17 protein-coding genes are annotated in these 24,490 nt (G+C 63.1%); 9 read left to right on the forward strand and 8 right to left on the reverse strand.

Annotated elements, in window-relative coordinates:
* Nucleotides 1-38: 38 nt before the first annotated feature.
* From NKH37_RS17915 to mtnK, 5 genes are all read right to left on the reverse strand, one after another.
* Entirely contained in the window at nucleotides 39-1,025 is a 987-nt protein-coding gene (locus NKH37_RS17915; RefSeq protein WP_023716740.1) for an FAD binding domain-containing protein, read from the reverse strand.
* 3 nt (nucleotides 1,026-1,028) lie between these two features.
* Nucleotides 1,029-1,688, reverse strand: coding sequence for a 2Fe-2S iron-sulfur cluster-binding protein (locus tag NKH37_RS17920; protein ID WP_023716741.1), 660 nt, complete (start codon nucleotides 1,686-1,688; stop codon nucleotides 1,029-1,031).
* A 130-nt stretch (nucleotides 1,689-1,818) separates the two neighbouring features.
* The gene (locus NKH37_RS17925) at nucleotides 1,819-2,538 is read right to left on the reverse strand and encodes a helix-turn-helix domain-containing protein (protein WP_502905993.1); all 720 of its coding nucleotides are present in this window, start codon (nucleotides 2,536-2,538) and stop codon (nucleotides 1,819-1,821) included.
* 348 nt (nucleotides 2,539-2,886) lie between these two features.
* Nucleotides 2,887-3,981, reverse strand: coding sequence for an S-methyl-5-thioribose-1-phosphate isomerase (gene mtnA, locus NKH37_RS17930; RefSeq protein WP_352482696.1), 1,095 nt, complete (start codon nucleotides 3,979-3,981; stop codon nucleotides 2,887-2,889).
* Nucleotides 3,978-5,249, reverse strand: coding sequence for an S-methyl-5-thioribose kinase (mtnK, locus tag NKH37_RS17935; RefSeq protein ID WP_352482694.1), 1,272 nt, complete (start codon nucleotides 5,247-5,249; stop codon nucleotides 3,978-3,980). The genes mtnA and mtnK overlap by 4 nt, the downstream gene beginning before the upstream one ends.
* A gap of 135 nt (nucleotides 5,250-5,384) precedes the next feature.
* Between mtnK and NKH37_RS17940 the strand changes: the two genes are divergently transcribed.
* The 4 genes from NKH37_RS17940 to NKH37_RS17955 all read left to right on the forward strand — a co-directional run bounded on the left by NKH37_RS17940 (nucleotide 5,385) and on the right by NKH37_RS17955 (nucleotide 10,070).
* The gene (locus NKH37_RS17940) at nucleotides 5,385-6,896 is read left to right on the forward strand and encodes a sugar ABC transporter ATP-binding protein (RefSeq protein WP_352482693.1); all 1,512 of its coding nucleotides are present in this window, start codon (nucleotides 5,385-5,387) and stop codon (nucleotides 6,894-6,896) included.
* Nucleotides 6,897-6,979: 83 nt separating this feature from the next.
* The gene (locus NKH37_RS17945; protein ID WP_023716746.1) at nucleotides 6,980-7,975 is read left to right on the forward strand and encodes an ABC transporter permease; all 996 of its coding nucleotides are present in this window, start codon (nucleotides 6,980-6,982) and stop codon (nucleotides 7,973-7,975) included.
* Between the two features lie 46 nt (nucleotides 7,976-8,021).
* The gene (locus NKH37_RS17950) at nucleotides 8,022-9,077 is read left to right on the forward strand and encodes a substrate-binding domain-containing protein (protein WP_352482691.1); all 1,056 of its coding nucleotides are present in this window, start codon (nucleotides 8,022-8,024) and stop codon (nucleotides 9,075-9,077) included.
* A gap of 147 nt (nucleotides 9,078-9,224) precedes the next feature.
* Nucleotides 9,225-10,070 carry an acyl-CoA thioester hydrolase/BAAT C-terminal domain-containing protein gene (locus NKH37_RS17955; RefSeq protein WP_352482690.1) on the forward strand — a complete coding sequence of 282 codons (846 nt, stop codon included), beginning with the start codon at nucleotides 9,225-9,227 and terminating at the stop codon, nucleotides 10,068-10,070.
* Nucleotides 10,071-10,143: 73 nt separating this feature from the next.
* On the opposite strand, the gene NKH37_RS17960 is transcribed toward NKH37_RS17955, so the two are convergent.
* Together NKH37_RS17960 and NKH37_RS17965 are read right to left on the reverse strand one after the other, a co-directional pair.
* Nucleotides 10,144-12,198, reverse strand: coding sequence for a bifunctional aldolase/short-chain dehydrogenase (locus NKH37_RS17960; protein ID WP_352482688.1), 2,055 nt, complete (start codon nucleotides 12,196-12,198; stop codon nucleotides 10,144-10,146).
* 85 nt (nucleotides 12,199-12,283) lie between these two features.
* Nucleotides 12,284-13,249, reverse strand: a complete 966-nt coding sequence (locus NKH37_RS17965; protein ID WP_352482687.1) for a sugar-binding transcriptional regulator — start codon at nucleotides 13,247-13,249, stop codon at nucleotides 12,284-12,286.
* 188 nt (nucleotides 13,250-13,437) lie between these two features.
* On the opposite strand from NKH37_RS17965, the gene NKH37_RS17970 reads away from it, so the two are divergent.
* The 5 genes from NKH37_RS17970 to NKH37_RS17990 all read left to right on the forward strand — a co-directional run bounded on the left by NKH37_RS17970 (nucleotide 13,438) and on the right by NKH37_RS17990 (nucleotide 22,052).
* Entirely contained in the window at nucleotides 13,438-15,078 is a 1,641-nt protein-coding gene (locus NKH37_RS17970; protein ID WP_352493974.1) for an acyl-CoA synthetase, read from the forward strand.
* Between the two features lie 250 nt (nucleotides 15,079-15,328).
* Nucleotides 15,329-15,937, forward strand: coding sequence for a TetR/AcrR family transcriptional regulator (locus NKH37_RS17975; RefSeq protein WP_023716752.1), 609 nt, complete (start codon nucleotides 15,329-15,331; stop codon nucleotides 15,935-15,937).
* A gap of 62 nt (nucleotides 15,938-15,999) precedes the next feature.
* On the forward strand, nucleotides 16,000-17,151 hold the full coding sequence (locus NKH37_RS17980; protein WP_023716753.1) for an efflux RND transporter periplasmic adaptor subunit: 1,152 nt from the start codon (nucleotides 16,000-16,002) through the stop codon (nucleotides 17,149-17,151).
* A 208-nt stretch (nucleotides 17,152-17,359) separates the two neighbouring features.
* The gene (locus tag NKH37_RS17985; protein WP_352493975.1) at nucleotides 17,360-20,494 is read left to right on the forward strand and encodes an efflux RND transporter permease subunit; all 3,135 of its coding nucleotides are present in this window, start codon (nucleotides 17,360-17,362) and stop codon (nucleotides 20,492-20,494) included.
* Nucleotides 20,495-20,564: 70 nt separating this feature from the next.
* Nucleotides 20,565-22,052, forward strand: coding sequence for an aldehyde dehydrogenase family protein (locus NKH37_RS17990; RefSeq protein WP_352857987.1), 1,488 nt, complete (start codon nucleotides 20,565-20,567; stop codon nucleotides 22,050-22,052).
* 259 nt (nucleotides 22,053-22,311) lie between these two features.
* On the opposite strand, the gene NKH37_RS17995 is transcribed toward NKH37_RS17990, so the two are convergent.
* Nucleotides 22,312-24,021, reverse strand: coding sequence for a trimethylamine N-oxide permease (locus tag NKH37_RS17995; protein WP_352482684.1), 1,710 nt, complete (start codon nucleotides 24,019-24,021; stop codon nucleotides 22,312-22,314).
* Nucleotides 24,022-24,490 lie beyond the last annotated feature (469 nt).

Here is a 24,490-nt window from a genome sequence, read left to right on the forward strand (position 1 = left end):
CCGCTGTTCGGGGTCGTCGTCTCTGTCATCGTGTCGCCTCACGCACTCTCGACGGCAGCAGCGAGTGTGTGCCGCACCGTTCGTTTCGCCAGCGGGATCTTGAAGTCATTGGCGCCATGCCCAACGGCTCCGGCGAGCGCGGCTTCGGCAGCGTCGGTAAAGGTATCGTCGGACGCCGCTGCGCCTGCCAGCCCGCGCTCCGCCTCCGTCGCGCGCCAGGGTTTCGCTGCCACGCCGCCCATGGCGATCCGAGCGCTTCGGATACGATCGCCGCTTTTTTCGACGATTGCTGCCACCGACACCAGCGCGAAGGCGTAGGAAGCTCGGTCGCGCACTTTGCGGTAAAGCTGCCGGCCGGGTGGTGGCGGCGGCAGGGTAACCGCGACGACCATTTCGCCGTGGCCGAGCACGGTCTCCACATGGGGCATCGTCTCGGGCAATCGATGGAAATTGCCGATCGGGATCGTGCGGGTCTCGCCGCCGGGCGAAACGGTCTCGATCCTGGCGTCGAGCCCGGACATGGCGACCGCCATGTCCGAAGGATGGACCGCGATGCAGGCTTCGCTCGCGCCCAGTACAGCGTGCATGCGGTTGAAGCCTTGAAGCGCCGCGCAGCCCGAACCCGGCTGGCGCTTGTCGCAGGGCATGTTGCGGTCGTAGAAGTAGGGGCAGCGCGTGCGTTGCAGGAGATTGCCGCTGGTCGAGGCCTTGTTGCGTATCTGGCCGGACGCTCCCGCCAGCAGCGCTTGTGTGAGCATCGGATAGCGGGACCTCACCCGCGGGTCGGCGGCAAGATCGCTGTTGCGGACCTGGGCGCCGACCCGAAGCCCGCCTTCTGCCGTCTCCTCGATCCGATCAAGCGGCAGCCGGCTGATGTCGACGAGATGCGCTGGGCGCTCGATATCGAGCTTCATCAGGTCGAGCAGGTTGGTGCCGCCGCTGATGAACTTGGCGTCCGGCCGGGCCGCGACCGCGGCGGCCGCCTGCTGGGCACTCGTTGCACGTTCATAAGTGAAGGACTGCATTGCTCATGCCTCCTCTGCCGCGTCGCGGATTGCAGCGACGATGTTCGGATAAGCGGCACAACGGCAGATGTTGCCGCTCATCCGCTCGCGGATCTCGGCATCGCTGAGAGCGACGGAAGCCGCTGCCACGTCGGCGCTCGCATGGCTCGGCCAGCCGGCCTTGGCTTCGCCCAGCATACCGACCGCCGAGCAGATCTGGCCTGGCGTACAGTAGCCGCACTGGAAACCGTCGCGGGCGACGAAGGCGGCCTGCACCGGATGCAGCCGGTCACCCTCGGCAAGGCCCTCGACCGTGGTGATCTCGTCGCCATCATGCATTGCGGCAAGCGTCAGGCAGGAATTGATCCGGCGTCCATCGACAAGCACCGTGCATGCGCCACACTGGCCGTGATCGCAGCCCTTCTTCGAGCCGGTGAGGCCGAGATGGTTGCGCAGGGCATCGAGCAGCGTCGTCCGCGGGTCGAGTTCGACGGCAAGGTCCTTCGCGTTGATCCGCAACGATATCGGCATCGTCGGTACCGGCGTGCCAGATGCCGTCGCCGTGACGGTGTCGGCCGGCTCGGCGCCGACCGGTATCCCGGTAGCCAGGAGCACCCCGGTCGCCACCCCGCCCTCCAACACGGTTCGACGCGTTGGCCCCCTCCTGTTGTCTGTTTTGGCCATGCAAGATCTCCCAGTCGCAATGAAGGACGCAGACGGCAATTTGACCCGACAGCGGACCCTCGGGTTCGGTCATCGACACTGGAGGTGGGGGCGCACGCAGCGGCTTTCTTTCAAGAAACCGGCGGCACTATCAGGATTCTGGAGAAGAATTCACCCGATAGGCACGAGGCGTCATGCCCCTGAGACGCCGGAACGTCGTGGTGAAGTGGCTCTGGCTTGAAAAGCCGAGCCGAAAGGCAATGGTACTGATCGACAAACCCGTTTCGCGCAACAGTGCCTCCGCTCGCCGCACCCGTTCCTCGATTACATAGGCATAGGGGGCAAGACCGGTCGTCGCCTTGAAGCGCCGCGCAAAACTGTCGACGGCCAAGTCGGCGACAGCTGCAAGCTCGCTTAGCGAAATGTCGGAATTCATACGTGCATCGATATAATCCCGAACTCGACCAAGTGCTCGGCGGCTGAGACAGCCGTGACGTACGAGCGGCTGTTGCTCGCGGCTCAGGTTGGCCACGCGGAGGCTGACGAGGGCCACCAGATGCTCGACATAGGCAGTGTCCGGCTTGTGACCGAGGGCCATCTCGTCGCGAAGCGAACTCAGCAGCGTGGCGACGACCGCGTCCTTCTTGTTTACCAGTATCGGCAGGTTCCTCAGGCGTTCGCATCCGGGAAGCCCGATATCGGGATCGATCCACAGGGCTGAATAGGAGAGGTTTACATCGCGATAGAAGCCCTGTCGCTCCGCGCCTGCCGGGACGAAGGTGAGGGCTCCGGGACGATCCATTCCGTCGTAGAGGGATCTTGCCTCGTGCCGGATAGACGTATGGGACGTGCCGCCTTCTTCGGTCAGCACGATCAGATGATGAGGGGCTGTCCAGCGGAGCTCCGCCTCCCGGCACGCCCACCGCCGGTTGTCGAAAACGATCGAGGAGCTGACCCATGACGCGGTTTGCAGGGGCTCCGACTTTTCCTCCTGGCTCCGAACCCGTCCGTCACCAAGCAGCGGTCTGAATGACATCGCGGCATCCCGCTGGTTCACTCGCCGAGCCGTGGTCAGCCCCGGCTTGAGCGTTGCGCCGCCCCGCCGCTACGCATACGACCGTCCATCTGGGACAGGCAACGGACGTTTTTAACCGCGCCGTGTTCAAGAAATCGTGAGATCAGGCAAAATCCAGGGCTCCTCCTGGCACTCCAAAGCGGATCATCCGCGCTCGGGAAACATCGCCTTCAGGCCTTCGCGCGAGGCCGTGGCGACGCCGCGTTCGGTGATCAAGCCGGTGACCAGCCGCGCCGGCGTCACGTCGAAGGCAGGGTTGGCCGCCGGCGTGGCTTCCGGCGACACGCGGACCTGGGCAATCTCGCCGGAAGCGGTCTTGCCCCAGACCAGCGAGACCTCGTCGGGCGAACGCTGCTCGATCGGGATTTCGGCCAACCCGTCCCCCACCGTCCAGTCGATCGTCGGCGACGGCAGCGCGACATAGAACGGCACGTCGTTGTCCGCGGCGGCCAGTGCCTTGAGATAGGTACCGATCTTGTTGCAGACATCGCCGTCGGCGGTGGTCCTGTCGGTGCCGACGACGACCATGTCGACCTGGCCGCGCTGCATCAGATGGCCGCCGGCATTGTCGACGATCAGCGTGTGCGGCACGCCGTGGCCGGCCATCTCCCAGGCGGTCAATTGGGCGCCCTGGTTGCGCGGTCGCGTTTCGTCGACATAGACGTGGACTGGAATGCCGGCTTCCGTCGCCAGATAGATCGGCGCGGTGGCGGTGCCGTAGTCGACGGTGGCCAGCCAGCCGGCGTTGCAGTGGGTCAGGATATTGACCGGTTCGCCCGGCTGCTTGCGCGCCGCGATCGTCTTGATGATTTCGAGCCCATGGGCGCCGATGGCGCGGTTGAGGCCGACATCCTCGTCGGCGATCTCGCCGGCACGCCGATAGGCGGCTGCGGCACGTTCTGCCAGGGGAAGCGCCAGCAGGAAGCGCTGCATTTCATTCAGCGCCCACCGCAAATTGATCGCCGTCGGGCGCGTTTCGTGCAGGGTTGCCCAGACGGCGTCGAGCGCCGCATCCGACGGATCGTCGGCCATCTGTATGGCGACGCCATAGGCGGCAGTGACGCCGATCAGCGGCGCCCCGCGCACCCACATGTCGCGGATTGCCGTGGCGATGCCGGCGACGGTATCGATCTTTTCGATGCGGAAATCATGCGGCAGCCAGCGCTGGTCAATGATCTCCACCGAACGCCCGTCGTCACTCGGCCAGATCGTGCGGTAGTGGCGGTCACCGACGTTCAAATCCTGCTCTCCCGTTCGATCAGCGCGGCCAATTGGTTGACCTCGTCGATGCTGTGGATCTGGCGCCGGTTGACGGCGAGGTGACGGCCGAATTTCAGCGCCTTTGCCTCACATCTGGCGCGCAGATCCTGATCGGCAATGGTCTCGAAATCGGCATTGTGGGCAAGTCCGAGAATTCGCCGGTGAACCTCGACGCCGGCAAAGCCGAGCAGATCGGTCCAGATCGAATGCAGCATGTGGTCGAGCGCCTGCTCGGCGCCAAGCCTGTCGCCCTGATCCTCGAACAGGCTCTTCTGGTAGAGCATGCCGTCACGCTCGGTTCGCCACAGATGCGAGAACTCGGCGCGGAATGCCGACCATGTATCGACCGTGACGTCGAGCAGATAGGCGCGCATGGCGTCGCGCTTGCCATTCTGCTCATGGCCGCGCTGCGAGAAGAACGCCATCCAGAAATTGGCGAGCAGCATGCCAACATCGAAGGCGATCGGGCCGTAGAAGGCGAATTCGGGGTCGATCATCCGTGTTTCGGTGTCGGTGACCATGATCGAGCCGGAATGCAGGTCGCCATGCAGCAGCGTCTCGGCATTGGCGGCGAAGAGGTGCTTCATCCGCTGCGCCTCGACCTTGAGGTCGCGGTCGGCGCGCAGTTCGGCGACAATGCCATCGAGCTGCGGGCTGGTGTGCCGGTTCATCTTAGCATCGAAATACGGGTCCGAGAAAACCAGGTTCTCGGTGATGTCACAGAGTTCGACATTGTCGGCGAACAGCGCCAGATCGGCCTTGCGGTCCTTGGTCGCCATGCTGAGGTCGGAGCCGCGAAACAGCGTGCGGGCCATGAACAGGCCGATGTCTTTCGCGATGTTAGGCAGTTGCCGGCCCTCGATCAGCGCCCGCCGCAGGATAATGTGCGGCGACAGATATTCCATGATGATCAGCGCCTGGCCTTCGTCGAAGTAATAGATATCAGGCACGGAATCCGGCGCCCGCGCCTGTTGCCGCGTCAGCGCATGATATTCGAAGAAGGAGCGCTTCAACGGCAGTGGCCAGCTGTCGCCGACCAGCCGGACGTAGGGCAGGGCCTGCTTGACCACGGCCGCACCCTCAGCACCCTCGACAATGAACACCAGGTTCAGATTGCCGTCGCCGACTTCACGGACCTTCCAGCGGCTCGTATCCTTGCCGATCTGCGAACACAGAGCCCCGTTGGCACGGAGACGGCCCGCCAGTGTCTCGACCGACAGTGCTTCGAACGGCGATTTCCCAGTCATCCTCACCTCCCGCTTATGTGCTCCGATGATAGCGGAGCCATGGCGGTCGGGCCAAGCTAGGAAGCCCGCTAGCAATTGTCAATCGTGTTGACAATTGCCGATATAGCCCATAGCGTCACGGTCAGGGAGGAACGAATGGGCAATGATGCCGTGTTCCGCGTCGACGGCCTGAGGAAATCCTTTGGCCATATCGAGGTGCTTGGCGGCGTCTCGCTCGAATTGCATGCCGGCGAAGTCACCGTGCTGATGGGTGCCAACGGCGCCGGCAAATCCACCCTCGTCAAGATCATCAGCGGCGTCTACGACCATGGCGGCGGCTCGATGTCGCTTGTCGGTCAGGACTTTGCGCCGAAAACGCCGGCCGAGGCGATCTGCGCCGGCGTCGTCACCGTCCACCAGAACATCAATGACGGCGTCGTCGCCGACCTCGACGTCGCAACCAACCTCACGCTCGACAGGCTGAGCGGCAGCGGCGTGCCGACGCTGTTCAATCCAGGCCGGGTGCGCCGTGAGGCCAAGGCGGTTGCCGACCGCATGGGGCTGGCCATCGACCTCAAGGCCCGCATCAGTGAGCTCTCGCTGGCCGATCGTCAGATGGTGGCGATCGCCCGCGCCATGGCGCACCGGCCGAAAGTGCTGATCCTCGACGAGCCGACCTCCTCGCTGTCCAGTGCCGAAGCCGACCGGCTGTTCGCATTGCTCGACCGGCTTCGCCAGCAAGGCGTGGCCATTCTCTATATTTCGCACCGTATGTCTGACATCAGACGGCTTGCCGACCGCATCATTTCGATGCGCGACGGGGTCATCTCAGGTATCTTCGACAGGAAGCCGCTGGACTATGAAGGTGCGGTCAACGCCATGCTCGGCCGCAAGATCCAACTCGAGCGGATCGTCGCCAGGAATTCGGCCAAATCAATTTTTATTGCCGACGGCTTGCGGATTGCCGAAGGCGCCAGGCCGATTTCGCTGACGCTCGGCGACGGCGAGGTCGTCGCCATCACCGGCCTCGTCGGCGTCGGCAAGACCGCGCTCGCCGAGACGCTGTTCGGCTTGCGCCAGCCGCTGTCCGGGACCATGGTGCTGAACGGGAAACCCTATGCTCCGGCGTCGACGGGCGAAGCGATTGCCGCCGGCGTGTTTCTCGTCGCCAAGGACCGGGGCGAAAACGGCATCGTCGGCGACTTCAACATCCAGGAAAATATCAGCCTGCCGTTCCACAGGCGAATGTCGCGTCTCGGCGTCCTCAAGCGCCGCATCGAACGCGCCATTGCCCGCCAGCAGATCCAGGAGTTGGGCATCGTCTGCCGCTCGGAGAAGGACGAGATGTCGTCGCTTTCCGGCGGCAATCAGCAGAAGGTGATGGTCGCCCGCTGGATATCGCAGACCGCAAGGCTTTTCATCCTCGACGAGCCATTTCAGGGCGTCGACATTTCGGCCAGGCGCGATATCGCCGCCAAGCTGCGGGCCAGCGCCAGCGGCCGCGCGACGCTGCTGTTCGTCACCGAACTCGACGAAGCCCTGGAGACGGCCGATCGCATTCTGGTGATGTCGGAGCAGACGATCGTCGGCGAGCACCGCAACACCGATGTCGATCTCGAGCGGCTGCTGGCCGAAGTGGCGGGCGGGCCGTTGCACAGCGCAGCCTGACGGCAGGAAGACGATGAGAATTGGAATGGAGAGGGCATGAGTTCAGGTTGGGTAAAGACAGTGCCAGCGTGCGGGAGCGCTGAATGATCCTGCGCGACCGTGCCATCCGGTATGGCTTCATCGTCCTGTTGTTCGGTCTGATCGCCTATTTCGCCATTGCCGCCGATGGCTTCGTGTCGCCGCAAAGCGCCGTCTTCATCTTCCAGTCGGTCGCCATCACCGGGGTTCTGGCGCTCGGCGTCACCGCCACGCTGGTCGTCGGCGGCTTCGACTTGTCGATCGGCTCGGTCGCCACCAGCGCCATGATGGCGGCTGCCTACGTCATGGTGGTGCTGGAGCAGAATGCCGTCGTGGCGGTCGTCGCCTGTCTTGTGATCGGCGCCGTTGTCGGCCTCATCAATGGCTGGCTGATCGTCTATATGCGGGTGCCGGACCTTTTGGCGACGCTCGGCATGATGTTCCTGCTCGTCGGCCTGCAGCGCATCCCTACCGAGGGCCGTTCGATCGCCACCGGCATGACCATGCCCGACGGCTCGGTCGCCAACGGCAGCTTCGGCGCCGCGTTCCTGGCGCTTGGCCGCCATCGCTTCGATTTCTTCATCCCGAACCTCATTCCGGTGTCGGTCGTCGTCCTGCTCGTGCTGGCGGTGCTGATCTGGTTCTTTCTCGAATACACCCGTTTCGGCCGCATGATGTACGCCGTCGGCAGCAACGAGCGCGCTGCCGAACTCGCCGGCGCGCCTGTCAAGGCATACAAAATCTGGGCCTACGTTATTTCTGGGGTTTTTGCCTCGATCGGCGGCATTTTGCTTGCCGCCCGGCTTGGACGCGGCGACATCGCCTCGGGTAATAATCTGTTGCTCGACGCGGTGGCTGCGGCACTCATCGGTTACGCGGTTCTCGGCGCCGCCAAACCGAACGCCTTCGGCACGGCCGTCGGCGCGGTGTTTGTCGGCGTGCTGCTGCAGGGCCTGACGATGATGAACGCGCCTTACTACACGCAGGATTTCGTCAAGGGCGTGGTTCTCGTGGTCGCCCTTGTCTTCACCTTCGCCCTGTCCGGCAGGGGCAGGAGATAGGGTTCGACCGGGTCACATTTTGGGTTCAACAAGTGGAGGAAACGACGTGAACATCACAAGAAGACTTTTGGGGAAAGCAGCGCTCGGGCTTGCCGGCGCAACATTGCTGATGCAGTTGCCGGCAATTGCGCAGGACAGGCCGGCGCCGTTCGACAAGCCGGGTGCCGTCAAGATCGCGCTGGTCCGCTATCTCTCGACCGGCGACTTCTTCCAGGCCTATCTCTCCGGCGTTGAGGCGCAGGCCAAGGCGCTCGGCGTCGACCTGCGCGTGCTCGACAGCCGTCAGGACGCGGCGCTTCAGGCGGACATGGTCGACCAGGCCATCGCGCTCGGCGTCCAGGGCATCATCATCCAGCACGGATTGACGGAATCGATGAAGGACGCCGCCCAGCGTGCCGTCGATGCCGGCATCAAGGTCGTCGCCTTCGACGTCAATGTCGAAAACCCCAAGATCCCGCAGATCGAACAGTCCGACCGCGACCTCGCGCGCCTGGCGCTCGAACAGGCGGTCAAAGACAATGGCGAGAGCTGGAAGGCCGGCTATGTCTATGTCGCCGGCATCGCCCCGCTCGATCGCCGCAACGAGACCTGGGTCGAATTCAAGAAGAAATATTCGGGCATCAACGAAGCCGCCATGTTCGGCACGCTCGACAATCCGATCGCCAATTCGGTTGCCAACCAGGCTCGCTCGGTGTTGTCGGCTCATCCCGACATCAAGGTGATGTTCGCGCCCTATGACGAATTCGCCAAGGGTGTAAAGATCGCCGTCGACGAGGCCGGGCTGAACAAGGATATCAAGATCTATTCGGCCGACATATCGACCTCCGACATCGCCGCGATGCGCGAGCCCGACAGCGCCTGGGCGGCAACCGCCGCCACCAACCCGGCCGTCGTCGGTCAGGTCTCCGTGCGTGCGCTGGCGCAGCTCTTGGCCGGCGAAGACCCCGGCCATAACGTCATTGTGCCACCGACGCTGATCACCCAGAAGGACCTGCTCGACAAGGAGATCAAGAACATGGAGGACCTCTCGGCCAAGCTGCCGCAATTCGCCCATGCCGATGTCGCCATGCCGGCCTGGATGCCGAACCCGAACGCGAAGTAACTTTCGACACGAGCAAAACAATAGCCGCCTGCAGCAGCTTGCTGCAGGTGGCTTTTTTGTCGAAGATGTCTGGCGCCGGGCTGCCGAATTTCAATTGTCGCAGTCTCCGGTTTTGCATGCCGATTGAAATCAGGATTCAGCGGGTACATGGAGGTGCGGGCGGTAGTAGAGGAAAGTCTTGCCGGCGCCGTCGCTGGAACATTTTTTCGACGCTCGCAGGCCACCACGGGCGTTGTGGTGTTGGGTGGATCGAGTGGTCGTGTTGATGTCGGGCGCGCGCGGCTTTTTACAGATGCCGGTACGTCGGCCTTGGCGTTGCAGTGGTTTGGCGGCGAGGGCCAGATTCCGGGAATATGTGAAATTCCCCTGGAAACGTTCTTTGCAGCAACAGACTATCTCATTGAAACAGGGTGCCGTCGCATCGTTTATGTCGGCACATCCAAAGGTGCCGAGGCCTCATTGCTTGCCGCGGTCCATGACCAGCGAATCAACGCGGTGGTCGCGATCAGCCCGTCATCGGTAGTTTGGGGGAATATCGGTGCGGGCCGGGATGGTGCCAGTTGGCCTGAACGATCCTCATGGTCGCTCAACGGTATCGCGCTGCCGTTTGTGCCGGCAGATCCAGATTGGACACGAGAGTATGTGGATGGCCTGGTATCTTACAGGGGGCTTTTCGAATGCTGTTTGAAAACCTTCAAGAGCGAAGCGAATGCGGCGACCATCCCCGTTGAGACCATATCGGCCGAGCTTCTGCTTGTCGCCGGTGGCAACGATGCGCTGTGGCCTTCCCTATCGTTCGCCCGAGATATTATTAGGCGGCGCGGCGAAGCAGGTAAGGTCACTCATCTCATTTCGTCGCCGGATGCGGGACACCGCATTCTGTTGCCAGGCGAGAGCACACCACGCTCGACATTGCACGCACATGGAGGCAATGACGAGGCCGATTCAAAGCTGGGCAGAAAGGCTTGGGAAGGCATCCGAGGCCTGCTGTAGTAGCAGTTCGAGAATGCCTTCCATGGCCGTGTCGCAAAATTCCGAGTTGCGTGCCTGTCTCGGCCGGTTCCGCCTACCGCAGCGCCGCCGCGATGTTGCCGCCGTCGACCGTCGTCACATCGGCTGTGGTCCGATCGGCCAGCGCTTGATGCAGAAAGGCCTGGGCGACGTCTTCGGCCGTCACTTCCTGCCCGAGCAGGTTGCCGGACATGTACTCCTTCTCCGATACGCCGCGCGCGCCCGAGCGGCTGGCGATCATGGCGTCGGTCAACAGCCCCGAACGGATGCGGTCGGCGTTGACGGCATTGGAGCGGATGCCTTGCGCGCCGTAGTCGAGCGCATATTGCCTGGACATGAACAGCGTTGCCGCCTTCGGGATGCCGTAAGCGCCGAACTTCGGTCCCGGATTGATCGCCTGCTTGGAGGTATTGAACAACAGCACGCCGCCGGTGCCCTGTTCGAGCATGATGCGCACGGCATTCTGCGCCGCCGACTGGTGGGCGAAGAAATTGAGTTCGAAACTTTTGCGCAAAGTGGCGTCGTCGAGCTCGCCGATCCGGCCCTCCCAGGCTGCGCCCGCATTGGAGACGAGAATGTCGAGGCCGCCGAAGACGGCGACGGCTTTGTCGAACGCAGCGCGCATCTGCTCCGGATCGGTGATGTCGGCGCCAATGCCGATCGAACCGTTACCGGCTTTTTTGGCGGCCTCGGCAGCTCTTGACCCGTCGACATCGACGACCACCGCATGGGCACCGTTGTCGGCGAATAGCTTTGCCGTGGCAGCACCGATCGCGCCGGCGCCGCCGGTGACCAGTACCACCTGGCCGGTCAGCGGCTTCGGCTTGTTGGCGGCGAGTTTGGCCTGTTCCAGCGACCAGTATTCGAGCGGGAACAGATCGGCTTTGGAGAGCGGGCGGAAATCGCCGACGGCTTCGGCGCCGCGTACCGCCTCGATCCACATTTCGCCGACGTCGGAGGCGATCTTCGCGTCCTTGAGCGTGCGGCCGTGGCCGAACATGCCGAGGCCGGGCACCAGCGTCAGCCGTGGCATCGTGTCGAGCATGGTGCGCTTCACGTCGTCGAGCGCATCGTTGGTTTCGAAATAGGCGCGATAGTCCTTGGCGAATTTTTCGACATGCTGGCGGATGACGGATTTGTAGTCGCCGACATTGTCCGCGTCGGGCGCCGGCAGTGCCATCGGTCCGGTCTTGATGCGGATCGACAGGTCGGGCGTCGACACGCCGCGTCCGGCATAGTCGGCAATTCTAGCCGAATTGATGAAATCGACGATCGCATCCGAGGTGCGGAAATCGCTGACCATGCGGTCGAAGCGGCCTTCGCCGCGTGCCACCGCCACCGCGCCGCGCAGCATCGGCGCAATGTCCGCGGGCTTGGCCAATCTGGCCGGCAAGGCCGCTTTTTCGGTGCGCGGCTTGCCGTGGCTGGCGATGAAATCCTCGGCGACGTTCACATAATGGATCATCCGGTCATAGGCCTGCCTGGCATCGTCGCCGAAGGTGAAAATGCCGTGCTTGTCGAGGATCAGGCCTTCGACCGTCGGGTCGGCGTCGAAAACATCGGCGGCAGCCTTCGCCAGATCGAAGCCCGGCATGATGTAAGGCACGAACCCCATTTTCTCGCCGAACACTTTTCTGCTCAGCGCCTCGCTGTCCTCCTGGTCGACGATGGCCAGGATTGCGGTCGAATGCGTGTGGTCAACGAATTTGTGCGGCAGGAAGGCGTGCAGCAGCGTCTCGACCGAAGGGTTGGGCGAGGACGGATCGATCAGGTTCGCCCGCTGCAGCGCGACCATGTCCTCGTCGGAGAGCTTCTTGAGCGACCGCGCCTTCAACAGCGCGCCGAGCTTGACCGCCGGCAGGCCCTGCGGCTCGATGACGCCCATGTCCCAGCCGCTGCCCTTGACGCAGAGCACGTCCCATTCGTCGCCGACAAGATCGGTGGCCTTGGTCTTGCACGAGGTGTTGCCGCCGCCATGCAGGACGAGCCGCGGCTCGCCGCCCAGCAGCCTGGTCGTATAGACGCGCAGCGCCAGGTCGCGGGCCACACCCTTCTTTGCATAGTCGGCGACCAGCTTCTCCGCGTCGCCGTCATTCCACAGGTTCTTCATGTCAGCTTCGTCCGATTTCTCTTTTGTTGTGAACAGGAATGCCGCGACGCCCTGATGACAATGCGTCGGCGACTGAAACTAGGTATCAGGCGACCTTTTCTGCTACTGCTCCGGCATGGTCGAGCAGCCGTCGCGCCATGCGCGCGCCGACGACGAGATGGGTGCAGAGCCCGCCGGCGATCGCCGCGACGAGCGGTTCGAACTTGCTCTCTTCCTGCACCACCACAAGGCGCTTTTCGATCTGGCGCAGCGATGACAGCTCTGCCGAAATCAGCCGGCGGTTGTAGCTGCAGTCGAGCGCCTGGCCTTCGGTATCGATGATCTGCCCGGCAATGACGCCGGCTGCACCCGCCTTGCGCAATGCAGCCATTTCGCTTGGCGTCAGCGCGCCGCATTTGACCAGATGGCTGTCGGTATCCACCGAGCCAACCGAGTATAGCGCCAGGTCGCAGTCACCGATACCCGACAACTGCTCGCGGATCACCGGTTCGGCGCGCAGGCCGCGTGCCAGTTCTTCCGTCGTCAGCACCAGCGGCGCGTAAAAATTCAGCCCCTTGGCATTGAGCCGGCGCGCGATTTCCATGGTGCATTGGTCCGGCCGGTACGAATAGGGTGCTCCCAGATTGCCGCAGAGCTGCACCACCGTCACGTCCTGCAGGTCGGCATAGGACATGATGTCGGCGATCGTGTAGATGGTCCGCCCCCAGGCGACGCCGATACGGTCGCCCTTCCTGACCAACTCAAGAAAGACGCTTGCCGCCAGCACCGCGATGTCGGTCGACGGATCGGCGACATAGCCGTTTTCCGGCGCGATCCAGACCGCGTCGAGCTTAAGCGCGTCTTCCAGCTTGCGTGCCAGCACGTCGTCGGTGAAAAGCTGGGTCGAGGTGGAGATGTTGACGATGCCGGTCTCGCGCGCCTTGCGCAGATACATGGCCACCGAGGCACGGGAAATCTTGAGTTGGCTGGCCACCTGGTCCTGGCGCAGGCCGTGTGCATAGTAAAGCCAGGCGGCCTTGTGGATAAGCTGTTCTGCCGGTCGGATCGCCATACCATCTCCTCGCTGACATTAGTCACGGCTCTCGACAAAAGTCAAATTGGGAGGAAGGCATAGATGCCCTTGCGCTCGCCGAATCTAGACCATTCTTGTGCCAAGCGCGGTCTATGATGGCATCGTTGGTGGTGACGGGCCGGAAGCCGGTAGCTAAAGTTCTCGACGAACACATTGCGGAGGACGGGATGGGCAATCCCTATGAACAGGACCTCGACCGGAACCCGGCCAACCACCAGCCGCTGACGCCGCTGACCTATTTTGAACGGGCGGCAAAAACCTTTCCCGACCAGACCGCCATCATCCATGGCCGCCAGCGCACGACCTATCGCGATTTCTGGAAGCGCTCGCTGAGGCTTGCCTCGGCGCTGGCGAAGCGCGGCATCGGCAGGGGCGACACCGTTACCGTCATGCTGTCCAACACGCCGCCGATGCTGGAAGCGCATTTCGGCGTGCCGATGACCAAGGCGGTGCTGCATTCGCTCAACACCCGCCTCGACGCCGCGGTCATTGCCTTCCAGCTCGAGCATGCCGAAACCAAGGTGCTGATCGTCGACCGCGAATTCGCCGGCGTGGTTCGACAAGCGCTGACGCTGGCCAAGGTCAAGCCGCTGGTGATCGACTACGACGATCCCGATTACGCCGCCGACGCGCCCTATGCCAAGGGCCTGCGGATCGGCACGCTCGACTACGAGGCGTTTGTCGCCGGCGGCGACGAGGATTTCGCCTGGTCGATGCCGGACGACGAATGGGACGCCATATCGCTCAACTACACCTCCGGCACGACAGGCAATCCGAAGGGCGTCGTCTGCCACCACCGCGGCGCGGCACTGATGGCCTATGCCAACACCATCCATGCCGGCATGGGCAAGCACCCGGTCTACCTCTGGACGTTGCCGATGTTCCACTGCAACGGCTGGTGCTTTCCCTGGACGCTTGCCGTGCAGGCTGGCACCCATGTCTGCCTGCGCTGGGTGCGGCCGAAGCCGATCTACGACGCCATCGCTGATCACGGCGTCACCCATCTCTGCGGTGCACCCATAGTCATGTCGGTGCTGATCAACGCCAGGGACGAGGACAAGCGGCAGTTCCCGCAGACCGTCACCTTCAACACCGCCGCGGCGCCGCCGCCCGAGGCGGTGCTGTCGGGCATGGCCGATGCGGGCTTTGCCGTCACCCATCTCTACGGCCTGACCGAAACCTATGGCCCGGCCGTCGTCAACGAATGGCATGGCGATTGGGACCGGCTGGAGAAAGGGGCGAGGGTGGCAAAGAAGGCCAGGCAAGGCGTACGCTATGCCGCGCTCGAAGGCCTGACGGTGATGGACCCGCAGACGATGCAAGAGACGCCGGCCGACGGCGAGACGATCGGCGAGGTGATGTTCCGCGGCAATATCGTCATGAAGGGCTATCTCAGGAACCGCAAGGCGAGCGATGAGGCCTTTGCCGGCGGCTGGTTCCATTCGGGCGACCTCGGCGTCATGCACCCGGATGGCTACGTCCAGCTCAAGGACCGTTCCAAGGACATCATCATCTCCGGCGGCGAAAACATCTCCTCGATCGAGGTCGAGGAGGCACTCTACAAGCATCCTGCCGTCGCTTCTTGCGGCGTTGTCGCCCGATCCGACGACAAATGGGGCGAGGTGCCGGTCGCCTATGTCGAGTTGAAGCCGGGCAAGGCGGCGACCGAGGCCGAAATCATTGAGCACTGCCGCGCGCTGCTCGCCCGCTTCAAGGTGCCGAAAGCGGTGATCTTTGCAGAAATCCCTAAGACTTCGACGGGCAAGATCCAGAAGTTCCGGCTGCGGGAGATGGCGAAGCAGCCTTAGCGCCTGACCCGAAAACGGAACCGATTTCGGGAGGCATCATTTCAAAATCCTGTGCGTTCAAAAAGACGCGCGGTGTTGCAGGCGCGCCCGGCGGGAACCACATGCGCTTCATGGGCCAACTCCGTCCAGAGATGTCACCATCTGTCATCAGCGGCGTCAGCTGGCCGAAATCATGTCTTGACAGGTGATGGTTTTCAATTTACGAGTGACGAAATTCTAAATTCGTCAGTCGTAAATTTTGGCCAACGAGATGCTTGAAACCTTAGACACCACCGCCGATTCCGCCCGCCAGGAAAATGTCACGCGCATCCTGGATTGCGCGGAGCGATTGTTCCGCCACTACGGCTACGGCAAGACCAACGTCGCCGACATAGCGCGCGAACTTGGCATGTCGACCGCCAACATCTATCGCTTCTTCGCCTCCAAGGTGGAAATTCACCAGGCGGTTTGCGGCCGTATGCTCGCCACCTGCTACCGGTTGACCTACGAAGCCTGCCATGGTCCCGGCACCGCCAGCGAGAAGCTCCGCCGCTATGTGCATACGCACTATCAGTGGACGCTCGAGACCATGATCGACCAGGAGAAAGTGCACGAGATGGTCATCGTCGCCATCGAACGCGATTGGCATGTCATCGAAAAGCACATCGACAGCATCCACGAATTGGTCGCGGAAGTGATCCGCGAGGGCATCGCCACCGGCGAGTTCGTCGATCAGGATCCGGTGATCGCGTCCAGGTGTTTCGGCGCTGCTATTATCAGCCTCTGTCATCCGCAGATGATGGCCCAATGCCTCGCCAAGAAGAACCGGGCGACGCCGGACGAGCTTACCGAGTTTGCCATCAGAGCCTTGAAGAAATGACCGTTGCCGCCCGTCGGGCGGTGATGTCGGCAATTCATCCCCACAGTTCGGGAGTACGAAAAGTGTCTTTGTCCAAGTCCATCACCTACAGGCTACCGGCCGCCGGCCTGGCACTGATTGTCGTTGCCGCTCTCGGCCTCGCCGGCTGCTCGCAGGAGAAAGCCGAGGTCAAGGAGATCATCCGCCCGGTCAAGGTGGTCGAGATCGCCAAGGCGAGCGATACCCGTCAGCTCTCCTATTCCGGATCGGTGCGCGCCCGCACCGAGATGAATCTCGGCTTTCGCATCAACGGCAAGATCACCGAGCGCCTTGTCGACATCGGTGACCGCGTCAAGCCCGGCGACGTTCTCGCCCGCATCGATCCCACCGACTACGAGCTTTCGGTGAGAAGCGCCCAGGCCAGCCTCGATGCCGCCGACCGTCAGGTCGAGACAGTCGAGCTTACGCGCAAGCGCGCCGAACAGCTCTACGCCAAGAATTTCGCACCGAAGTCGCAGCTCGAGCAGGCGACGCTCAGTTACAATCAGGCGGTCGCCACGCGCGACTCCGCCCGCTCGCAGCTTGCCCAGGCACAGAACCAGGTCCGCTATACCGATCTCAAGGCGGACAAGAATGGCATCGTCACCGCCGTTGCCGCCGATGTCGGCCAGGTGGTCGGCTCAGGCACGCCGGTGGTGACCGTTGCCATCGACGGCGAGAAGGAAGTCCTGATCGCTGTTCCCGAAACCGATATCGCCGAGTTCAAGCCGGGCAAGACCGTCAAGGCGGGTTTCTGGTCCGATGAGGCGCTGACGCTCGAAGGCAAGGTCCGCGAAGTCGCCGGCAGCGCCGATCCGCAGTCGCGCACCTTTGCCGTTCGCGTCAGCCTGCCCAACGATCCGAACGTGCTGCTTGGCATGACGGCCTCCATCGAAGCCGCGGCGGGCAACCGGCAGCAGCTGGTGTCGATCCCGCTGAGCGCATTGGCACAAAAGGACAGCCAATCGATCGTCTGGACCGTCGACCGCAGTGGCGGTACCGTTCATGCGCATCCGGTCAAGGTCGCCGCCTTCACGCCTGACGGCGTCAGTGTCGCCGACGGGCTGAAGCCGGGCGATGTGGTCGTCGCTGCCGGCACGCAGTTCATGACCGAGAATCTGAAAGTCAAGCTTACCGGTGATGCAGCACAACAGTCGGCCTCGGCCGATGATGACGCCGCAAGGCGCTTGCGCTGACGGCCAGGCAATTCACGGTTTCCGGGCGGCAGGCGCCCCCGATTTTCGAGATCTCAGGTCGATGTAACCCCCACATCGATCCTCGTGTCCCACCGCGATGTAGATCTCTCAACTCGGAAAGCCTCGCCGCTCGGAAGCCCACATCGGAAGTTCCTTGGGCATGCGAAAGCGCGTGCTCTGTTGATCAAATTGAAACGGACTGACGCCGATGACCACCGACACCACTGAAAAGCGGTCTTTCAATCTTTCGCGCTGGGCAATCGGCCATCCGAGCATTGCCCGCTTCCTGTTCGGGCTTATCATCGTCGCCGGTGCGCTCGGCCTGATGCGCATGGGCCAGAAGGAAGATCCCGATTTCACCTTCCGCGTCATGGTCGTCCAGGCGATCTGGCCGGGCTCCTCGATCAAGGAGATGGAGGACCAGGTCGTCAACAAGATCGAGCGCAAGCTGCAGGAAACGCCGCATCTCGATTTCGTCCGCTCCTACACCCGCGCCGGCAGCGCCATCATCACCTTGCAGGTCAAGGGCGACACCAGTCCCGCGCAGGTCGCGGATGCGTTCTATCAGGTGCGCAAGAAGGTCGGCGATATCTCGAATGAACTGCCGCAGGGCTTGCTCGGGCCCTACTTCAACGACGAATTCGGCGACACATTCATCACCCTGCATTCGATCAGCGGCGATGGCTACGGCTATCCCGAGCTGAAGAAATTCGCCATCCAGGCACGCGACATGCTGCTGACGACGCCCGGCGTCGAGAAAGCCGTGATCATCGGCGACCAGCCGGAAAAGCTCTACATCGACGTTTCATCCAAGGTGCTTGCCGAACGCGGCCTGACGCTGACCGACCTGCAGAATGCGATCAGGGGCCAGAACAATGTCGACCCGGCAGGTTCGGTCGACACCGGCCAGCGTTCGGTGCGCATCTCGGTCGAAGGCGACGTGGCCAGGGCGGCCGACATTCGCGAGCTTCGGCTGCGGGCCGGCAACCAGGTGACGCGCCTCGGCGACATCGCCACCGTGACCTCCGGCCTCGAGGACCCTTATCAGCGCAAATACCGCTTCAACGGCCATGACAGCGTCCAGCTCGGCGTCGTCATGGCCAAGGGCTTCAACGTCACCGACGTCGGCAAGGACGTCGAAGCGACCTACAAGCGCTTCGAGGAGGCGCTGCCCTATGGCGTGTCGGTGGACCAGGTCTCCGACCAGCCGGAAGTCGTCAAGGATGCGGTGGCCGAGTTCATGGAAGCGCTCGGTGAAGCGCTGCTGATCGTGCTTGTCGTCTCGTTCCTGTCGATCGGCTGGCGTTCGGGTCTGGTGATCGCGATCGTCATTCCGCTGGTCCTGGCCGCCACCTTCGCCATCATGTACGAGCTCGGCATCGACCTGCAGCGCATCTCGCTCGGCGCGCTGATCATCGCCCTTGGCCTCTTGGTCGACGACGCGATGATCGTCGTCGAAATGATGGAGCGAAAGCTCGAGGAAGGCTTGGTCAAGGTCGAGGCGGCGAGCTTCGCCTATTCCTCGACCGCCTTCCCGATGCTGACCGGCACGCTGATCACCACGGCCGGCTTCATCCCCGTCGGTTTCGCCGCCTCGACGGCCGGCGAATATGTGCGCACCCTGTTCTACGTCGTCGGTATCGCGCTGGTCGTGTCCTGGTTCGCGGCGGTCTATTTCACGCCATGGCTCGGCCACATGATCCTGAAGCAGCGCAAGCACGCCGGCAGCCATCACGATGTCTTCGACACGGGCTTCTACCGTCGCCTTCGCTCGACCGTGACCTGGGCCGTGCGCCATCGCATCATCGTGCTGGTGATGACGATGATGACCTTTGCCACCAGCCTGTGGGCGTTCCAGTTCATCCCGCAGAATTTCTTCCCGCAATCGTCGCGCCCGGAAATCCTTGTCGACCTCTGGCTGCCGGAAGGCACCAGCATCAAGGAAGTCGAGACACAGGCCAAGGCGCTCGAAGCCAGGATGATGGACGACAAGGACAAGCGCTTCATCGCCACCTATATCGGCGAAGGCGCGCCGCGTTTCTTCCTGCCGCTCGACCAGCAGCTTCGCAATCCGAATTTCGCCCAGCTTCTGGTGATGGCCAATGACGAACCGGCCCGCGAGCGGCTGATTGTCAAGCTGCGCACCATCCTGGCCGAGGATTTCCCGTCGATCCGCGCCAAGGTCGACCGCCTGTTCCTTGGTCCGCCGACCGGCTGGCCGGTGCAGATGCGCGTCATGGGTCCGGATCGCCAGGAGGTGCGCCGCATCGCCGACGAGGTGAAGGCGAAGTTCCAGGCAAATCCGCTGCTCGGCGCCATCCACGACGACTGGCTGGAGCCGGTGCCGGCGATGAAGCTGGTGATCGACCAGGATCGCGCCCGTGCGCTCGGCGTCACCTCGCAGCGCATCCGCCAGATGCTGCAGGCGACCATGTCGGGAGCGCCGCTCGATGACTTCCGCGACGGCGAGGAGACGGTTTCGATCGTCGCCCGCGAACCGGAGGCAAGCCGTCACCTGCTGTCGGCGGTCGATTCCGTCTATATCCCGACGGATTTCGGTGGCTCCGTGCCGCTGTCGCAGGTCGCCAAGATTGTCCCGGTGCTGGAGCAAGGCGTCGAATGGCGGCGCGACCGCTTGCCGACCATCAGCGTACGCGCCACGCTGCCGGATGGCGTGCAGCCGAACGATGTCGCCATGAAAATGTATGGCGAGATGTCGGGCCTGCGCGCCGGCCTCGCACCCGGCTACAAGATCGAGATCCAGGGCGGCGCCGAGGATGCGGCCGAAAGCCAGGCCTCGATTGCGGCGAAAGCTCCAGTCATGCTGGCGGTCATCGTCGTGCTGCTGATGATCCAGCTGCAGCATTTCGGGAAGGCGATGCTGGTGCTGGCGACCGGTCCGCTCGGCATCATCGGTGCGGCGGCGGCACTTTTGATCAGCGGTGCGCCGTTCGGCTTCGTCGCCATCCTCGGTGTTATCGCCCTGCTCGGCATCATCATGCGAAACTCGATCATCCTGGTCGATCAGATCGACCAGGACATCGCCGCCGGCGTGGAGCGCTCCGAGGCCATCATCGGCTCGGCCGTTCGCCGGTTCCGGCCGATCGTGCTGACGGCGCTGACGGCGGTGCTGGCGCTGATCCCGATCTCGCGCGGCGTCTTCTGGGGGCCGCTCGCCTATGCCATGATGGGCGGCATCCTGGTCGCCACGGTGCTGACCATCCTTGTCCTGCCGGCAGCCTACGCGCTGTTCTTCGGCCGGGAGCCCAAGAAGGTGGTGGAGCAGCCGGCCGAGACGGAAGAAAAGAACGAAAGGCCGCAACTGGCCCTGGCGGCCGAATAGAGCTGTTGGCAAATGTGACCTCCGGCGGTTTAATCCGCCCACCAGGCGTAGGTGCCGGAGGAGGACCGTCATGACCATAGCTCAGGCACCGCTGCGGCTGCCGATCGACGGACGCCATCGCCAGATGTTCATCGGCGGTGGCTGGGTCGATGCCCGCTCCGGCCGGACCATGGAGACCCGCAATCCTGCCACCGGCGCGGTCATCGCCACGGTGCCGCGCGGAGACCGCCTCGACATCGACTTGGCGGTGACTGCCGCCCGCAAGGCGTTCGAGGGACCGTGGAGCCGGCTCAAACCTTACGAGCGGCAGGTACTGCTGCTGAGGATCGCCGATCTCTTCGAAAAGAACTGGGAAGAGATCAGCCTCTCCGACACCACCGACATGGGTATGCCGATCGTGCGCACCCGCGCCAATCGCAACCGCGTCATCGGCATGCTGCGCTATTATGCCGGCATGGCGACGGCGCTGCACGGCGAGACGATCGAGAACTCGCTGCCCGGCGAAATCGTCTCCTTCACCCGCAAGGAGGCGGTCGGCGTCGTCGGCGCCATCATTCCCTGGAACGCGCCGACCGCCGCGTCGATCTGGAAAATCGGCCCGGCGCTGGCGACCGGCTGTACCATCGTGCTGAAACCATCGGAAGAGGCGCCGCTGACGCCACTGCTGATCGCCGACATCATGAACGAGGCCGGCGTCCCGGAAGGCGTCGTCAACATCGTCACCGGCACCGGCACCGAGGCGGGCGCCGCACTCGCCGAGCACATGGGCGTCGACAAAATCGTCTTCACCGGCTCGACGGCGACCGGCCAGTCGATCGTGCGCGCCTCGGCCGGCAACCTCAAGCGCGTCTCGCTGGAGCTTGGCGGCAAGTCGCCGGTCATCGTCTGCGCCGATGCCGATCTCGACAAAGCGGTGCCGGTGGCCGCGATGTCGGTGTTCGCCAATTCCGGCCAGATCTGCATCGCCGGTTCGCGCCTTTTCGTCGAACGCGCGGTCCATGACGAGTTCATCGAGCGGCTCGCTGCATACGCCAAGGGTCTCAGGGTCGGCGACGGCATCGACCCGGCGACCGAGATTGGCCCGCTCGTCTCCGAAAAGCAGTTGCAACGGGTCACCGGTTACCTCGAGGCCGGCACTGCGGAAGGGGCGAAACTCGTCACCGGAGGCGAACGGCTCACGGAAGGCGCGCTTGCCGCCGGCAATTTCGTCGCGCCGACCGTCTTTGCCGGTGTGTCGGACGACATGAAGATCGCCCGCGAGGAGATCTTCGGGCCGGTGATTTCAGCACTGCCCATCGACACGCTGGACGAAGCGGTCGAGCGGGCCAACAACACGCCTTACGGTCTGGCTGCAGGGGTCTTCACCCAAAATCTCGCCACCGCCCACCGGCTGTCGCGCAAGATCCGCGCCGGCTCGGTCTGGGTCAATACCTATCACGCCATCGATCCGGCCGTGCCCTTCGGTGGCTACAAGATGAGCGGCTACGGCCGCGAGGGCGGCGCCGAACACCTTGACGAATATCTCAACACCAAGGGCGTGTTCATCAAGATCGATTGAGCCTGGCACCGGGCCTGAAACGAAAAACCCGCCTCAGCGGCGGGTCTCGGTGCGAGTCAGCACCATGGCGGGATTAGTAGCATAGCTGCCGGCACAAAGCAAGAACAAAATGCAAGCGATCGAGCGCGCATCGCGCGCCCAATCCGTAGAACGGTTCATCGTTTCACGGAAACGCCGAACCGCTCTATTTTTTGTTTTGAGGCAATTCCGGCCGGAAAACCGTTCACACCTTTTCCTGGAATTGCTCTCAAGGCAAGCCTCAGATGACGAACAGCCAGTTGGCGAGCAGCATCACCGCGACGCCGGCGATCAGCGTCAGGTAGGGCAGCATGCCCGCCTTTCGCACTGCGAGGTCGGACGAGTTCATGCCGAGATCGGCCAGCATGTGGTCGGGGAACTTGCCTTTGTCCTGGATGTAGTGCCGGAAGCAGAACACCGGGATGATCAAGGCGGCCGTGATCAGCCCGGCCCACAATGCCATCGGGTTCCAGACCTTGGCGCCGGCGCCCATGAAGACCGCGTTGACATAGGCAAAGATAGCGCCGAGGCCGAGCAGCCAGCTCGGCGCCTTCCATGGCCGCGCAATGTGGCCATTGTCGATGCGGTGGATCCAGCCGGCATTGAGGTTGAGGAAGTTGAAGATGATGTAGCCGCAATTCGACACGGCGAGGATGAAGAAGAAGCTCGTCGCGTCGGCCGAAGCGATGGCCAGCACAATCAGGTTGAAGATCAAGTCGGTCCACATCGCCCGCGTCGGCGCACCGTGCTCGTTGACGTGGCTGAGGTAGCGCGGCAGCCAGCCGTCGACCGAACCCTGGTAGAGCGTGCGCGAAGAGCCGGCCATCGCCGTCATGATGCAGAGCACCAGCGCCAGGATCATCAGCATGACCAGCAGGCTGTGGATCAGCTGTCCGCCGCCGACCATGCCAGCCAGCGCATCGGCAACGCCGGAGCCGTCGACGATCGGCGTCGCCAGCATGCCGTTCAAGCCGAGCACGCCCTGGAAGGTGAACGGCACCAGGATGAACAGCAGCATGCACAGAAGGCCGGAATAGAAGATCGCCTTGAACGTATCGGTGCCCGGGTTCTTGAACTCGGAGGTGTAGCAGACGGCGGTCTCGAAACCGTAGGTCGACCATGCCGCGATGAACATGCCGCCGAGAACGAGCGTCCAGCCTGCGATGTTCCACGCGCCGGGCTCCGGCGCGTAGGCTGCCGCGAGCGGGACCAGCGGCGAAAAGTTTGCCCAGTCGATCTGGCCGGTGACGATCGGCACCACGCCGACGATCAGCATCGGGATGATGACGAGCAGGCCGATATATTTCTGCACGTTGGCGGTGCCAAGGATGCCGCGATGCTGGATGGAGAAGATGATCAGCATCAGCACCGCGCCGATGAAGAAGGTGGCATTGAAGGTGAAGGAAACCGGGCCAAGCGTATGACCGTAAAGCGTCCAGTTGCGGATCGCCGGCGTCGCCGCAGTGGTGACCGCGGTGATGGCGTCGGCGGCGCTGGTTCCGGCATGGGCCGCGATATAGGCGGCGACTTCCGGCGAAGTGTCGGTGAACAGCGGCACCGGCGCCAGCGCATTGAGGATATAGGCGGCGGCGATCGAGCAGCCGAGCGACAGCACCGGCGACCAGGCGAACCAGTTGCACCACACCGAAAGCGGCGCGATGAATTTCGAATAGCGCAGCCACGCGGTGGCGCCATAGATCGAGGCGCCGCCGGACTTGTTCGGGAACAGGCCGGCGATTTCCGCATAGGTGAAGGATTGCAGGAAGCCCATGATCATGGATGCGGTCCAGATCATGAAGGCCAGCGTTCCGGTGGTGCCGGCAATGCCGCCGATCGAAAACAGGACAAGGGCCGGAACGCCGCTTGCCACCCAAAAGGCGCCGCGCCAATCGATGTTCCGGTGCAGCTGCCCTTCGGCAGGCGGCACCAAGGTGGTGACTATCGTGCTCATTTACGCGAATTCCCCATTTTTGATGTTCCCCATCGGCAACAGCCGCAATCTCGCGAGGCGTCATCGACGCTCACGTTGAACGGCCCAAGCGTTTTCCGCTCAGTAGTATTTTATTCTTAGCAGTGAAGATTGACCCAACGCGCTTTCAGGTCAAGCGGTTTGTGACGCTGTGCACATTGCGCTTGTGAAACAGTCGAGCTTCGTTGGCGCTGCCAACGGGTGCGGTCTTTCCTTCTCCCCTTGTGGGAGAAGGTGGCCGAGCGAAGCTCGGTCGGATGAGGGGTGTTCCAGCTTGGCAAAACCGCACTTCGTCCAGCGCCCCTCAACCGTCTTGGCGCTGCGCGCCAATCCACCTTCTCCCACAAGGGGCCTGTTGCGTAATTCGCTGATTGTGATTCTCTGAGGTGGACGGTCTGAGGGAATCGCGATGGCAGTGAAGCAGACGGGCCAGTTGAGCTTGGCGGAGGCT

Origin of the sequence: Mesorhizobium sp. M1217, assembly GCF_040318275.1 — a bacterium.
Classification (GTDB): Bacteria; Pseudomonadota; Alphaproteobacteria; order Rhizobiales; family Rhizobiaceae; genus Mesorhizobium.